Source organism: Bradyrhizobium sp. C-145 (genome assembly GCF_023375135.1).
Lineage (GTDB): Bacteria > Pseudomonadota > Alphaproteobacteria > Rhizobiales > Xanthobacteraceae > Bradyrhizobium > Bradyrhizobium zhanjiangense.
In genome coordinates this window covers 7,918,665-7,931,218 of record NZ_CP088150.1, presented here as the reverse complement: position 1 = coordinate 7,931,218, position 12,554 = coordinate 7,918,665, and the positions used below count along the sequence as shown (strand labels likewise).

Genomic DNA, 12,554 nt, shown 5'->3' with positions numbered 1-12,554 from the left:
GGCGGTGTTTGAACCGGTTTTTGCTGTTTCGTAAGTTCCTGTTTGTCGCCTTTTTATCTTAACCTAGGAGCCGACCGGGAGATGTCCCACGTGGGTAATCAATGACCTGGAAGTCTTCACATCGTTTGTTGAAAGCAGTTGCGAGCGCACAAACGCCGGGACCGAACCAACGCGAATCAGGATCGCCCGATCGCGCGAGCAACTTGAGCGTTCGCGCAAATAGACCAGGCTCAGTTGGCGGGCAAATTGGATTGCCCAAAACTTCTCCCATCAGCACTAAACCAGCCGGCATATGCTCTGCGCTGCATGAGTCCGTTCCTGGGCCCTTAGCCGAAGAAGACTAAGGCCATTGCGGTGTCGGCTGTCGGGGGTACAGCGGCACGACAACGGGCCCGCCGGCTCGCGCTGGCGGGCCACCCCGGCGTACTGGCCTAGAAGGCGCATCCACGTCGGCGGATGCGCGTTTATTCGAGAACCTCATATTCGAACGCTACGCCCTCAGGGTCGTTTGTCTCGAACCATTTCTCTGCGGCATCCTGGTTAGCAAACACTTTAATGTGGTCCTTGTCGCCAGCCTGCTTGCCGGTGTTGACGTATACGAAGACTGTCATAGCTCGCGCTCCATCGCGGGATGGCTCCGGTTCTTCACCTTGATCCAGTGCTTCTGCCGCCCACCACGATACGGCCGATCGCGATGCTTGGAGACCAAGCCCTCTAGGCCCATCCGGCAAGCCGCCCGAAATAGGTCGGGCCCGATCTCGCCGCGCTCGAACGGTGCCACGCTGATCCCGTCCGGCCGGCGCGCCAAGAGCTGCTCCAAGTGTGGTTTGCGCATGTGGAGGGGCAGGGACCGCAGGTCGTCGCCGCCCATCGCAAGGATATCGAAGGCGTAGAGCTGCACCTCGTGGTCGTCTTGCCGGCTGTGCAGCGCGTTGAAGTCGCTGATGCCGTCCACCCCAAGGATCACGGCCTCGCCATCGATCACAAAGCGCTTCTGCCGGTTCTTCAGCGCGGCCTCAGCAATCCAGGGGTAGCGCTTCGTCCAGCCGGTGCCGTTGCGAGAGAGCAGGCGCACGCGTTCGTTCTCCCGGATGACCAGCATCCGGTAGCCGTCATGCTTCACTTCATGAATCCAGTCCGGCCCGTTCGGGACCTGCTTGCCGGCGGTCGCCAGGCACAGCTTGTATGCCTTAAACATACCGAGCAGATAAATAGTTCGGCGCGAAATTGCGAATCCCTGCCTCAGCGGCTCGCCGCTCTCTCCACGAACTTCAGGACGCATGCCGCCACTTCGTCGAACTCGACAAGGCGGCGGCGTAGCTCATCGGCGATCTCTACGGTTACATCGCGCGACCACCCCTCTGTCGTGTTGAATGCCACGATGCGAGTGGGATCCTCATACAAGCCGTCCATCAGGTCCCGCATCAGCGTCGCGCGACCGGTGTCCTCTTCGGCTGTTTCGCACCAGGCTCGCCGGCCGGCAAATTCCTCGACCACAAGGTAGACATCCTGGTCTGCTGCCACATGAGGCGCAATCGACGGGGAGCGGCTCATACCCGGAAAACTCCAACAAAAGTGCAAGTTCCATCATGCATATTGCGTGATTAAATCGAGAGATAAAATAAAACATAATGTCTATTAAACAATTTAAATCGTGCATATTATTTAAATTTAGATTAGGCTAGGAACTGGTTCGGGCAAATTGCGAGGCGAACCATGCAGTTCCTATCGGCGGGTGACCTGTTTCTCATATCCGCGATGACAGGGACGGTCTTGCTGGTTGAGATCGGACTTTTCATCATTTTGGGCATGATCTGACGGACGCCAGGAAGCGCGGCTTTTACGTCAGCATCACCGTTGCTTCTTGTGCTTCTTGTCTGGCCTCTTTTTCGATTTCAGAACGTCGGCCTGGTTTTGGAAGGCGCGCGCTAGCGTCCGCAGTTGCTCTGATACTTCCGCATCTGCGGCTGCCTTTGCGGCGCGCGCGGCCTTTTCAGCTTGCTTGCGCAGCTGTTTGAGTTCCTTCGCCATGGATGAGCTCCTTGCGCGCGGCAGTAGCTAAGTTGATCCTTCCGGATCACGCCTCGACAACGTGATGCCGACACAAGGTCTCAGCTTGGTGCCAGCCCCGGAGCTGAGGCCTTTTTATCGCCTGTGCACATTTTTGCACAACGCACCGGAACGCAATCCGGGTTCCTGACTAATCTCAAGGGGACTTCGGATCGGATAAGAGACGTGCCGCGCTACACCTCCTTCGCCCGAGAAGCCGCAGCAACGCTGCTGCGAATGGCCAAAACAACAAAAGACCCGCAGGTTGCCTCCGGATTGATCCAGCGTGCAGCCGATCTGAAGGACCGCACGGGCGAACTGCCCCCGGTTGATATTGAGGCGGTCGCCGAGGAACCAAAGAAGCCTCTAACGACGAACTGAGGCTGCCTCAGTTGGCGGCCTCTTTTCATCTCGAACTCGTGTAAGCAAAAATCGCCCCAGCTCCATGGGCGGCGACGCTGAGGCCAATCGGGGTCGACCTGGGCGACGGGAAAAATGGCATGGTTCCTGTCTGGAGCAAGCATCGCAATGTGCTGAAGCGAACAGAAGCGCTGGCAGCGCAGAGGTAAGCTAGCAATGCTTGGCCTTCCCCTAGGTCCAAGCAACCTCCAAGCGGCCCCGGCCTTTCTCGACGCCCAAAACCCACGGCCGGGGCCGTTCCGCTCGGTCAACCGGCCTGATACAGAGCAATCGAAAACTAGTTTAAATGGATTTCATAGCGACGTTTGAGGCGGTCGCTTGTGGTCTTTGCTGCGTATTGAATGCGTGCAAGGTCGCAGCCTTCCTGCGCGACGACATGCAGCTTCCAGTCTGAGGTGCCGGGTCGTGGATCGGGCCCGAACTCAACTTCGATGGACACGACCTTTTCTGTGCCTGGAAAACTTCGGATCTCCTGCAGCGCAATTCGCTCGAGCTCATCCTTCGACACCGGTGATCTGGACACCGTTCGCTTCTAAGGGTGGAGGCGGCTGCTTGAAGCCGCGCTCAGCTCAATGCAATCAGTGACCTCGACGTTCCTCAGATGAGAAGGCGCATCGCGCATCGCTCCAAGCTCGCGCCGATTTTATGGTCAGCGCAATTGCTGCAGAGCTTCCGGAGTCAGCTCGTATCGACTCCCCACCTTTTTCAACCAGCGCGCGTTAAGCATAAGCCTTGCAGTGTAGAACCCGCACAGTGGACGGTTGCCTCCTGGATGAAATAGCAGGCCGTCGCGTTCGATCAGATAGCCGTACAGCTGTGCGCTCCGCAGCGGCCTCAGCATTCCCACCATAATCGGCGTTGCTCCTTCGGGCGACGCGGCTCGGCTGGACAGGAGGTCTATGGGCGGGCAGTTGTACCGGTGAGCCGCTGCGAAAACAATGGCGGCTCTGCGCATATCGTTCCTACCTTTGGGGCGCATCCTGTCTGTTGGCGCTGTGAGCAGCCCGAAGAGGAACGGCGAATCGTCCGCTCTGGAACTGGAACCCTACTTATCCCGTTTTTAGCTAGCGGGCAGAACAAGGAGGAGGAAACCATGCCAGTCGTACTGCTTTGGGCTGTGCCTACGGTTCTCGTGATCGGTGGCGTCAGCTACTATTTTCTTCGTGTCGTGCACTGATCCTGTTGTTTTGAGCGTTCGGGCGATGCTTGATGGCGCCTAGGTCGACGCTGCAGCACTGCCGGAAGCCCAGCGCCCTCCCATTGCCCGGCGCTGGGCAGCTATTTGAAAAGGTCGAACCATGAAGCACGCGCTTCCGACAATCGGAATTGTTCTAGGGCTGATCGTGACACCTGCACTCGCCGACCCCTGGAAGGATGAGAGCGGCAAAGGCCGATGGGGCTACGATCATGGTCCTTACCGCGCCTACAACTACGACCGCGAGTACAAGCAGGAGTATTACCGAGGCCCCTGCAAGATCGAGCGTAAGTGGGGCAAGCACGGCGATTACAAAGAAGAGACGAAGTGCAAGGGCTATCGCGACTGACCGCCGAGCGCTGGAAGCGGCCTAGTTTGTAGGCCCGCAACTGCAAAATGCGGCAAAGGCCCCAGCCCGGGACTGGCCGGCTGCGGCCTTTGTACCCACAATCTTCATCCTTCGGACTCGCCCACGCAAATGCGCATCGCCGGTTTGTTTCCTGGAATTTCCGAATTAGGAACGTTCCTCATTCCTCCTGATTAGACGTGTTTGAGGAGGAAGGGACCATGGACGGACTGATTTATCTCATCGGCTTGATCGTCGTGATCATGGCGATCCTGTCGTTCTTCGGCCTGCGCTGAGAGAACGATAATGGCTATTGAAACACTCTCATGCGGGAAGAAGTCATGGAGGGCGGGGTGGCCGCCGAGGACCGCCGGACCATCCAATGGAGCTCGGTGCTCGCAGGCGCTTTCGCCGCCGGCGCGATGTCGTTCATCCTGGTCAGCTTTGGCGTTGCCATCGGTCTCGGCGTCAGTTCGGCCGCGCCGACCTGGCGTGATGCCTCCGCGGCGCTGGCGCTGCTCTCCGGGCTGTATCTGATCATCCAGGCGATCTTCAGCTTCGGCTTCGGCGGTTACATCGCCGGCCGGACCGCGCGCCCGGCGCCCGTCCTTGCAACGATCGAGGATGAGGGCGAGCGGCGGGACGGGCTGCACGGCCTGACGGCGTGGGCTCTCGCGGTGCTCCTCGGCGCCGCGCTGCTTGCACTGCTCGGTCCAGCCGCGATCGACCGCTCGCCGATGCGCAGCTCGGCCAGCAATATGTCTGCCGCCGAACCGCTGTTGAGCTATGAGCTCGACAAGCTGCTCCGCGCACCGCGGCGACCCCCCAACACCGATCTGCGGGAAGCCCGCGCCGAAGCGGGACGCATCCTGATGACGTCATCGAGCCACAGCGGTGTCAGCACCGATGACCGGACCTATCTCGTGCAGCAGGTGGCCGCGCTCACGGGACTTGCGGCGCCCGACGCGGAACGACGGGTCGACGCGCTCATCGCAGACTCGAAGACGGCCATCAACCGCGCGCGGCGCAACGCGATCATCGTGGCCTTCTCGGTTGCGGCCGCGACCTTGATCGGGGCCGCGGTCGCCTGGGCCGCAGCCGTAGCCGGCGGGCGGCATCGTGACGGAGAACCGCTGCCGAATTGGATGGCGAGCTCCAATCGCTTCCATCGCAACCCGCGCGCAATGCCGGTGCCGTAGGCCCAAAGCAAATGGCCGGGCGCGGGTGGCGGGCGGACAAGATTACGAGGTTCGCTATGAGGCGAGGAAGACGCGCCGCTCGGCTTCCGCCGTGAAGAAGGCGGTCAAGAAGGTGGGCAGCAGCCGTAAGAAGGCTGAGCGGCGCTTGGGCCGATGAGGGCGGTGGCGTTCAGGCATCGATTTCTTAGGAACGAGCGCCCCCGCAGCCAGTTCAATGATCGGTCTTGCGTGCCCATCCTTTCGCGAGACCTATTGCCAACTAAGCTCCAGCTCGTCCCCCGGCGGGCTGGGGCGTTCCTGTTGCGTCAGATTCACAAACTTGAATCCCAGAGGGGATGATTCTGCGGGATGAAGCGGCGTTTGCCGATCAGACAGCGGCGGACCCCTCGGTCCCAGCTCGTTTTCAATCTGAAAACCTCAGGCTGGGGCCAATGTGGTCTATGCCGGGCGCGTTCGATCAGTACCAGCCCATCTTGAAACAGAGACCAAACCAACCAGCGAGCGCGATTAGAGCGGCGATGTTGATGTACTTCTGAGCGTTCTGCATCACTGCACCGCAATCAAAGGCGCCCCGCCATGCGGAAGAATGGTGGTTGCTCGCTGCCCGTTCCACCTCTCCGGCCTTGACCGGATCAACAAGGTTCCGGTTTGTGGCGGCCGGTTCATCTCTCCACCTTATGTGCTTTGGCGTGTTCTTCTCGACCTGCGGGACCATGCGGGCGGGGTCGGGCGCGCCCGGAACGCCCCGCGGGCCGAGCAGCTCACGCGTAATGTCATCCTCGGTTCTTTCCGGCTCGACGCCGTTGATGGGCCGCTGTCGCACGGGAGCGACCTTCTGTGAGCGCACTGGCGACCCTCAAGCCTCCTCATCAGGTCTGAAGGTCTGCGGCTGACTTGGTGGCGGCATTTTGAAGGGGATGGGAAACGTTGTGCGCGCCAGGTTTTCCAGCGCTGCTCGTTGCTCGGAGAGACGGCTTTCAATGTACTCGCGCTCGATGTCGGAAAGGCGGGTCTTGAGCAGCCGGTGGTAGCGGTGGATGTTGTTGCGGTGGGTGCGCAAGCGGGCGAGCTTTACTTCGAGTGTCATCATCGTCGTCCTCGACGGTCTATGCGAGCAATCCTTTCAAAGGTCGGAGGGGCCCCTCCGCGCAAGATTTTAGATAGGCTTGATCTTTTTTCAAGATGGGCAGGAAAGTTCGGGCGACGGGCCAGGGCAGCGTGCGGGGCTCGAGATCACAGAGAAGTCGCTTTACGCGGCGAACCGATCCGAGAAGTCGGCGATAGCGGTCGACGCCATTGCGATGCACACGAATGCGGGCAAAATCCTCATCGAGGGACGATTGCTCGCAGTCCTTGGCCGGTCGCCAAGCGGCCTTTTGCGGCGCCACAACGGCCTGCAGTTCTGCAAGATTTTTTTCGACCACCTCTTGAAATGGCCGCTCGTTTTTCTAAGTGGTTTTTCGCCGCGAGAGCGGTGTGCCGGATGCCAGATCGGGTCCGGCATGGGCGCCGGGCCGGTGACCTTATGGCCTCAGCCTAGCGCTCCTTCGTATCCATCTTGCTCTTTGGAGGACTTGGTTATGAGGACCACCTTTGACTTCGCGCCCCTGTGGCGCTCCACCATCGGCTTCGACCATCTGGCCGACCTCGTCGACAGCACGCTGAGCCAGACGACCGAGGACAACTATCCCCCCTACAACATCGAACGCACCAGCGAGGATCACTACCGGATCAGCCTTGCCGTGGCGGGCTTCGGCGTCAACGAGATCGCCGTGACGGCCGAGCACAACGCGCTCACCATCGAGGGCGCGAAGTCCGACGGCGCCGAGCGCGAATATCTCTACCAGGGCATCGCCGCGCGTCCGTTCCGGCGCGTGTTCAACCTCGCCGATTACGTCCAGGTGAAGCAGGCATCCTTCCGGGACGGACTGCTGATCATCGACCTCGTCCGCGAGGTCCCGGAAGCGATGAAGCCGCGGCAAATCCAGATCGCGAGCGGCGCTTCTCCTTCCTCGCAGATCGAGCAGAAGAAGGTAGCTTAGGCTATTGAAAGCATTGAGGTGGAGCGCGGAACGTGGCGTCCGCGCCCCCGCCTGTTGAATAAAGGAGAGACACATGCCCATTCGTGATCTCATTCCCTCGTCCAGGAACCAGGAGCTCGCGCGTCGCGACAGTTTCGATCCGTTCTTGACGCTTCATCGCGAGATGAACCGGATGTTCGACGACGTGTTTCGCGGCTTTGGCGGTACGGGCCTGTCGCCCCTGATGGAGGGCCGGTTCGGCTGGCCCAAAATCGAACTCAGCGACACCGACAAGAAGCTGACGATCTCGGCCGAACTCCCGGGCTTGACCGAGAATGACGTCCAGATCGAAATCGCCAAAGGCGTCCTGACCATCCGCGGCGAGAAGAAGGACGAGCGCAAGGACGAAGGCAAATACTTTACCGAGCGCTATTATGGCGCCTTCGAGCGGCAGATCCCGCTCGAGGATGTTGACGAAGACAACGCCGAGGCGTCGTTCAAGAACGGCGTCCTGACCATTTCCCTGCCGAAGTCCGAGAACCCGCGAGCCGGCGCCAAGCGCATCGCGATCAATACACAGTAGCGACGATCACGGACGGCGGCGGCGCCGCCGTCCGCCCTCATCGATACCAATACCGTCCCTTGGAAAGGAGCGTAAAGGGAGGCATCCATGACCGACGTCAAAGCGAACACCGGCACTCTTCACCCTCTTTTTCACCCCGCTGCGCACTACGCCTCTCCGGCCGATGTCCTGAACGATGGCGAGCTCTCCGCACCGGAGAAGCGGATCATCCTGTCGTCCTGGGCCTCCGACATGTTCGCGGTCGAATCCTGTCCGGCCTTGCGCGAGATTCCCGGCATGGACCACACCATCCGGCTCGCCGATATCCTGGCGGCGCTGCGCCAGCTTGATGGCGGCGATGACGACCCGCCGCCCGGCGGCATTCCGATGCGGTTGCGGCGGCCGTGGGCCGCCGCGCAGCAGAGATGATGAAGATGCCAGTCAAACAAAGCAGCAAGCGGCCGCTTGAAGATATTGAGAATCTAAACAAGGCTTTTTGCAAAGCCCTACGCGCGCTAGATCTGGTCGATCGCAATGATCCGATCGCCGAAATGGTGGCCCGCAAGATCATTGCTATCGGCGCAACGGGCGTTCGCGATCCAGCGATGATTTCGGAAATCGCTATAAGGCAGTTCAAAACGTGGGGTGTCCCACCAGTGGACACCGTGGTTCTCCGGTAGAGACCAAAGTCACCTCAGTTGGCGGCCTCTGTCCGACGGACGGCGGGCCGCTCAAGCTGAACGCTTGCCTTCATCAGCCGTCAGCATCTGCATGATCTGGATGGCTTTCCGCCCCAGCAGGAGAGCGCCTCAAAGCTCGCGCTCTATCGCGGGATGGCTCCGGTTCTTCACCTTGATCCACTGCTTCTGCCGACCGCCACGGTATGGCCGATCGCGATGCTTGGAGACCAGGCCCTCAAGTCCCATCCGGCAAGCCGCCCGAAATAGATCAGGCCCAATCTCGCCACGCTCGAACGGCGCCACGGTGATCCCGTCCGGCCGGCGCGCCAGCAGCCGTTCGAGGTTCGTCTTGTGCAGGTGCAGCGGCAGATCGCGCAGATCGTTGCCGTCGATGGCGAGGACGTCGAAGGCGTAGAGCTGGACTTCGTGATCATGCTTGCGGGAGTGCAGCGCGTTGAAATCGGAGATGCCGTCGATGCCGAGGATCACGGCTTCGCCATCGATGACGAAGTGCTTCTGCCGGTTCTTGAGCGCAGCCTCGGCGATCCACGGATAGCGCTTGGTCCAGTCGCTCCCGTTGCGCGAAAGCAGGCGCACGCGCTTGTCTTCCCGGATGACCAACATCCGGTATACGGGTCGAGGGAACAATTCTTCCCGGCGCGGAAAAGCTGGCGACGGCGGCGACCAACCCCGGCAGCGCATCCTCGTTCAGAGCGTCCTTGGTCTTGTCGAAGAAGACTTTGCGCGTGCGCCTGCGGTCGGCGTCCGAGAACCAAGAGTGAAGAGCCTTCCAGTAGATGCGCTCGTCGCTCAGCCTGGCGAAGAAGAGCACGACCGGCACGTTCGAGCCCAACCAGTAATCTAGATCCTCTTGCCTGCAGATGTAGCTGAAGCTTATCGGTCTCCTCGGTGAGCCGGCCCTCTTTCTGAGTCTTCAACTGAGCGGTAATCCACTGCGCCCGGACCTCACCCGTTACCGGATCCCTCAATTCGAGAAAGCCGTCGATGCCAGCGTCCAGTGGCCCGTTCGGCTGAAAGTTCAGGCCGACCGACAGCAGGCGAGCCCCAAGGAGGTGCACGCCCTGCTCACCAATTCTCTGCTGTTCGGAGATCTTCTTCACGGTACCCCGACTCGCTGCAAATCCAACCGTATAGGCAGTATGCAACGAGAGCGAGAGTCCAGACAGGAAACTCGCTCTCCACACGAAAGCGACCGCTTGAATGATGCCTCGCTTCTTACTTCCCGAGCGGATGCTGATTCCCAATCCTCGGCGGCCGATGCGGCTTTGCTGCGGGGGGCGAGCTGACTGGAGGGCGCGGCCGTCTCGAACGTCGCGAGAGCGAAAGGCCGAGACCCATGGCGGCTTGGTTCGGGGGGCTGGGCCCGGCATTCGTGAGCCTCTAGTATTCGTATGGTGCTGCGTTAGATCACGCCGACTAGGCAAAGTGACTTGAGATCTAGCGCCATGGCGCCTCCAACGGCGCCGTGGCTCGCTTCGTCCCAGAGCCTCGCAGTCGAACAGACGCGCGCAAATGCGAAACGGCGTTTCGCATTTTAGTCCTTGGAGATTCCTTCGGCAGGCTTACGGTAGGCCACCGCTTGCCGCGCGGTGTTGCTCAGTGTGGTGTCGTTGGCGCGTCGTACCCTTCATTGCCTGCTTTGCGAGTGACCGTGGTTTGCTGCGGTGCAAAAAGGCGCAACGAGAGGTTTTGCCGCGATGGCCACTTTCGATTACTCAAGCCTTCCGCCGTCTGATGCTGATGCTCTGCGAGTGATTGCCGAGCGTTTGCGCGATCTTATCCCCAACGCGACTTCGCTCGTGATCGAAATCGGCGACTTGCTCAGAGCCGCAAAGAGCAAGCTCGAACATGGTACGTTCGGCCAATACTGCCTGGATAAGGTGGGAATTGAGCCCCGCACCGCAGAAAACTATCTCGCTCTTTCAGACCTGGCGAAAGTATATCCGTCGTCGGATCTTGCGAAGATTTCAGCTCGGACGGCGTACAAAATGGCGGCCAAGTCGGCCCCGGCCGACGTCGTAGAAGCGATCATGGGCGAGGTCCGTGGCGGCAAGATTCCCAGCTTTAACGACGTGCAACGCCGTCTCGCGAAGAGCAAGCCGGTGCCCTCATCCGGCCATGATGCCGGCGACGTCGCTGATCTTGCTGATCGCCTGATCGATGCGCTTGATCCGCGCAACATCGGTGACCTCGATCGTTTCCTGCGCAGGGGCACGAAGCGCGCGATCATAGCGCTTTGCGATGAGCTTCAGCGTGGTCTCGAAAGACAGCATCCGCAAACGGCGGCTGCAGACATGTTGCCGAAAAACTTGCTGTAGGGCAGCTCCAAATTTGATGGATAAACTGGCGCAAGATGTCGTCCGAGCGCGTTGGAAATCCGATCTGGCTTGCGAAGAGTCCCGCGAGCTGGGTTATCGAGAAGGAACGGAGCCCGTATTTGATTTTTAGAGGACATCGTAGGGAGCAGTGTAGGAACCGAAGTAGGCAAGGATTTGCCGACACCCCCCGTTACTTCCCCCAAAATGTAACGCTTGATTTAGGGAAAAGTAACGTTCAATTCTCGAAAAGTAACGCTTGATTTGGGAGCGTCGGTCTCAAATCCTTCGTTACAGAACTCGGAATTGAACGTTACTTTTCTCGAATTCACCGTTACCACGCTAGGCCTATAGGCGGGGGGAGGCAGAGTCCTTCCTCCCGGTTCGGGCGACCCGGCTTTCTACGCGCTCAAGGCGTTCTTGGTTCGGCTAGAGCCGAACGCGCATAAGGTCAATTCAGTCCGAAAAATAGTCAGTCTTCGCTCCGGACTCGTGCGCCTTCAACGCCGACAAGACCACGGCGCCGGCTTCGACGAATTTCGTGGGTTCGGTGGAGTGCCGGAAACCCCACCCGATCCACGAAACCGAGAGTTCTCTCGTCAAGGAATGGCCGAGGTCCGTAAGCCCCACGATCTGCGCCAAGACCAGCGCAGCGGCGGCCTCGCCGTTGAGCGCGCAGCGCAGCAGCGAGGTCATCGTGATGTCGGTGTGAAAATCGATGTTCTCGATCGGCATCAACGAAAGCGCCGTGGCGATGGCGGCAGCGACATCGCCATTCAGGGCTGCACGAAGTTCGTCACTGCCGCGAAGGACGTCGACGTGACGGAGCGTCTCGCCGATCTGCGCGCGCTCTCGCTCGCGAAAGGCATGCGCGGGCAGCTTCCGCCACCAGGTCACCGGCGTGCTGTCGTTCGGGGTGAACGGCCACGGCCGGTCGGCCGTGAACCTCCATGCCTGATCTTGGAGGGTAGGAAGAGGAATTTCGCCGCCGTGGAGGTCGGTGTGGCGTTCACCACCGCTGCAAAGCGCGACCGTGGTCTTGCCGCTGCGCCCGGGTGCCTTGGTCATGTCCTTCATAACGACGTCCTTTCCTTGACGATGCCGTCGCGGAGCTGACACGACCGCGTAGCCCGTCTGGTTAGATCTGCGTCAATTCAGAACGTTTTTCTCACGTCATATTAATAAAGTCAGTTGATCTGACAAATTAACCTTAATAGAGTCTTGCGATATGATTTCCTTAGAACAAATCCGCGCAGCTCGAGCTTGGCTGGGCATCTCGCAGCAAGAACTCGCCGACGCGGCGAAGGTTGAGGTGCGAACCATTCACCGCATTGAAAGCGGGTTTCAGGGAGCGACGGATCGGACGCTCAAAAAAATCCGGACCGCGTTTGAAGCGCGAGGCGTTGATTTTTTATTCGATGGAAGCAAGGCGAGTGGGATCCGAGTGCGAGGCAATTCGCTCCTAAGCCGGCCGCGGTCCCGGTAACACCAGTTTCCGCAGCGGCTATATTCGGTTCGAGTAGCGGTCCAGCGCCGTGAATTCCTGTCGAAGAATGTCTGCGTCGAGCTGGGAACTGATGCGCGTTACCCTTTGTCAGATACCGCCCACCGTATTTGTCGATCAGAGGTCCAACCTTGATCCGATATTCTTCAAATATAGCGGGCTCCGTGATGATGTGATGTGTTCAGCGACAGGTAAGCCTTTGAGGCCAGTCTCCGCTTTGATTCGCATGCCGGAAAATTATC

At 59.8% G+C, this 12,554-nt stretch carries 19 protein-coding genes; 10 read left to right on the top strand and 9 right to left on the bottom strand.

Going from position 1 to position 12,554, the window contains the following annotated elements; all coding sequences use genetic code 11:
- Positions 1 to 464 precede the first annotated feature (464 nt).
- From LRP30_RS37255 to LRP30_RS37240, 4 genes are all read right to left on the bottom strand, one after another.
- Entirely contained in the window at positions 465 to 611 is a 147-nt protein-coding gene (locus tag LRP30_RS37255; RefSeq protein WP_249758025.1) for a hypothetical protein, read from the bottom strand.
- Complete coding sequence (locus tag LRP30_RS37250; protein WP_249761921.1) at positions 608 to 1,198, bottom strand: RNA ligase family protein; 591 nt, start codon at positions 1,196 to 1,198, stop codon at positions 608 to 610. Before LRP30_RS37250 ends, LRP30_RS37255 begins: the two co-directional genes overlap by 4 nt.
- Positions 1,199 to 1,242: 44 nt before the next feature.
- The gene (locus tag LRP30_RS37245; protein ID WP_249758024.1) at positions 1,243 to 1,554 is read right to left on the bottom strand and encodes a hypothetical protein; all 312 of its coding nucleotides are present in this window, start codon (positions 1,552 to 1,554) and stop codon (positions 1,243 to 1,245) included.
- Between the two features lie 297 nt (positions 1,555 to 1,851).
- On the bottom strand, positions 1,852 to 2,031 hold the full coding sequence (locus LRP30_RS37240; protein WP_128942910.1) for a hypothetical protein: 180 nt from the start codon (positions 2,029 to 2,031) through the stop codon (positions 1,852 to 1,854).
- Positions 2,032 to 2,235: 204 nt separating this feature from the next.
- On the opposite strand from LRP30_RS37240, the gene LRP30_RS37235 reads away from it, so the two are divergent.
- Positions 2,236 to 2,430: a hypothetical protein gene (locus tag LRP30_RS37235; protein WP_249758023.1), complete on the top strand. Its 195-nt coding sequence runs from the start codon at positions 2,236 to 2,238 to the stop codon at positions 2,428 to 2,430.
- Positions 2,431 to 2,746: 316 nt separating this feature from the next.
- Here LRP30_RS37235 and LRP30_RS37230 read toward each other — a convergent pair whose 3' ends face one another.
- Positions 2,747 to 2,992 carry a hypothetical protein gene (locus LRP30_RS37230; RefSeq protein WP_249758022.1) on the bottom strand — a complete coding sequence of 82 codons (246 nt, stop codon included), beginning with the start codon at positions 2,990 to 2,992 and terminating at the stop codon, positions 2,747 to 2,749.
- Positions 2,993 to 3,767: 775 nt separating this feature from the next.
- Here LRP30_RS37230 and LRP30_RS37225 point away from each other — a divergent pair.
- From LRP30_RS37225 to LRP30_RS37215, 3 genes are all read left to right on the top strand, one after another.
- Positions 3,768 to 4,013 (top strand): hypothetical protein, encoded by a 246-nt coding sequence (locus tag LRP30_RS37225; protein WP_128942906.1) that lies wholly within the window; start codon positions 3,768 to 3,770, stop codon positions 4,011 to 4,013.
- Between the two features lie 323 nt (positions 4,014 to 4,336).
- Complete coding sequence (locus LRP30_RS37220; protein WP_249758021.1) at positions 4,337 to 5,209, top strand: hypothetical protein; 873 nt, start codon at positions 4,337 to 4,339, stop codon at positions 5,207 to 5,209.
- Complete coding sequence (locus LRP30_RS37215; RefSeq protein WP_249761920.1) at positions 5,178 to 5,366, top strand: DUF3606 domain-containing protein; 189 nt, start codon at positions 5,178 to 5,180, stop codon at positions 5,364 to 5,366. Before LRP30_RS37220 ends, LRP30_RS37215 begins: the two co-directional genes overlap by 32 nt.
- Positions 5,367 to 5,666: 300 nt before the next feature.
- Here LRP30_RS37215 and LRP30_RS37210 read toward each other — a convergent pair whose 3' ends face one another.
- Together LRP30_RS37210 and LRP30_RS37205 are read right to left on the bottom strand one after the other, a co-directional pair.
- Positions 5,667 to 6,032, bottom strand: coding sequence for a hypothetical protein (locus LRP30_RS37210; RefSeq protein WP_249761994.1), 366 nt, complete (start codon positions 6,030 to 6,032; stop codon positions 5,667 to 5,669).
- A gap of 33 nt (positions 6,033 to 6,065) precedes the next feature.
- A complete protein-coding gene (locus LRP30_RS37205) occupies positions 6,066 to 6,299 on the bottom strand; it encodes a hypothetical protein (protein ID WP_346016192.1) in 234 nt (77 codons plus the stop codon).
- Between the two features lie 490 nt (positions 6,300 to 6,789).
- Here LRP30_RS37205 and LRP30_RS37200 point away from each other — a divergent pair, with 490 nt between their 5' ends.
- From LRP30_RS37200 to LRP30_RS37185, 4 genes are all read left to right on the top strand, one after another.
- A complete protein-coding gene (locus LRP30_RS37200; protein ID WP_128942913.1) occupies positions 6,790 to 7,251 on the top strand; it encodes an Hsp20 family protein in 462 nt (153 codons plus the stop codon).
- Between the two features lie 73 nt (positions 7,252 to 7,324).
- Entirely contained in the window at positions 7,325 to 7,813 is a 489-nt protein-coding gene (locus tag LRP30_RS37195) for an Hsp20/alpha crystallin family protein (RefSeq protein WP_249758020.1), read from the top strand.
- 87 nt (positions 7,814 to 7,900) lie between these two features.
- Entirely contained in the window at positions 7,901 to 8,221 is a 321-nt protein-coding gene (locus LRP30_RS37190) for a hypothetical protein (RefSeq protein WP_128942902.1), read from the top strand.
- Positions 8,218 to 8,472, top strand: a complete 255-nt coding sequence (locus LRP30_RS37185) for a hypothetical protein (RefSeq protein WP_164935227.1) — start codon at positions 8,218 to 8,220, stop codon at positions 8,470 to 8,472. Before LRP30_RS37190 ends, LRP30_RS37185 begins: the two co-directional genes overlap by 4 nt.
- A gap of 129 nt (positions 8,473 to 8,601) precedes the next feature.
- Here the strand turns inward: LRP30_RS37185 and LRP30_RS37180 are convergent, their stop codons facing one another.
- On the bottom strand, positions 8,602 to 9,069 hold the full coding sequence (locus LRP30_RS37180) for a DNA ligase (protein ID WP_346016191.1): 468 nt from the start codon (positions 9,067 to 9,069) through the stop codon (positions 8,602 to 8,604).
- Between the two features lie 1,121 nt (positions 9,070 to 10,190).
- Between LRP30_RS37180 and LRP30_RS37175 the strand changes: the two genes are divergently transcribed.
- Entirely contained in the window at positions 10,191 to 10,811 is a 621-nt protein-coding gene (locus LRP30_RS37175) for a DUF3102 domain-containing protein (protein ID WP_249758019.1), read from the top strand.
- A gap of 453 nt (positions 10,812 to 11,264) precedes the next feature.
- On the opposite strand, the gene LRP30_RS37170 is transcribed toward LRP30_RS37175, so the two are convergent.
- Entirely contained in the window at positions 11,265 to 11,885 is a 621-nt protein-coding gene (locus LRP30_RS37170) for a hypothetical protein (RefSeq protein ID WP_249758018.1), read from the bottom strand.
- Positions 11,886 to 12,036: 151 nt separating this feature from the next.
- Between LRP30_RS37170 and LRP30_RS37165 the strand changes: the two genes are divergently transcribed.
- Positions 12,037 to 12,294: a helix-turn-helix domain-containing protein gene (locus LRP30_RS37165; protein ID WP_249758017.1), complete on the top strand. Its 258-nt coding sequence runs from the start codon at positions 12,037 to 12,039 to the stop codon at positions 12,292 to 12,294.
- The last annotated feature ends 260 nt before the right edge of the window (positions 12,295 to 12,554 follow it).

Coding starts and splice junctions, on each gene's coding strand:
- LRP30_RS37255 (WP_249758025.1), bottom strand. CDS start 611: ATGACAGTCTTCGTATACGTCAACACCGGCAAGCAGGCTGGCGACAAG.
- LRP30_RS37250 (WP_249761921.1), bottom strand. CDS start 1,198: ATGTTTAAGGCATACAAGCTGTGCCTGGCGACCGCCGGCAAGCAGGTC.
- LRP30_RS37245 (WP_249758024.1), bottom strand. CDS start 1,554: ATGAGCCGCTCCCCGTCGATTGCGCCTCATGTGGCAGCAGACCAGGAT.
- LRP30_RS37240 (WP_128942910.1), bottom strand. CDS start 2,031: ATGGCGAAGGAACTCAAACAGCTGCGCAAGCAAGCTGAAAAGGCCGCG.
- LRP30_RS37225 (WP_128942906.1), top strand. CDS start 3,768: ATGAAGCACGCGCTTCCGACAATCGGAATTGTTCTAGGGCTGATCGTG.
- LRP30_RS37220 (WP_249758021.1), top strand. CDS start 4,337: ATGCGGGAAGAAGTCATGGAGGGCGGGGTGGCCGCCGAGGACCGCCGG.
- LRP30_RS37205 (WP_346016192.1), bottom strand. CDS start 6,299: ATGATGACACTCGAAGTAAAGCTCGCCCGCTTGCGCACCCACCGCAAC.
- LRP30_RS37200 (WP_128942913.1), top strand. CDS start 6,790: ATGAGGACCACCTTTGACTTCGCGCCCCTGTGGCGCTCCACCATCGGC.
- LRP30_RS37195 (WP_249758020.1), top strand. CDS start 7,325: ATGCCCATTCGTGATCTCATTCCCTCGTCCAGGAACCAGGAGCTCGCG.
- LRP30_RS37190 (WP_128942902.1), top strand. CDS start 7,901: ATGACCGACGTCAAAGCGAACACCGGCACTCTTCACCCTCTTTTTCAC.
- LRP30_RS37185 (WP_164935227.1), top strand. CDS start 8,218: ATGATGAAGATGCCAGTCAAACAAAGCAGCAAGCGGCCGCTTGAAGAT.
- LRP30_RS37175 (WP_249758019.1), top strand. CDS start 10,191: ATGGCCACTTTCGATTACTCAAGCCTTCCGCCGTCTGATGCTGATGCT.
- LRP30_RS37170 (WP_249758018.1), bottom strand. CDS start 11,885: ATGAAGGACATGACCAAGGCACCCGGGCGCAGCGGCAAGACCACGGTC.
- LRP30_RS37165 (WP_249758017.1), top strand. CDS start 12,037: ATGATTTCCTTAGAACAAATCCGCGCAGCTCGAGCTTGGCTGGGCATC.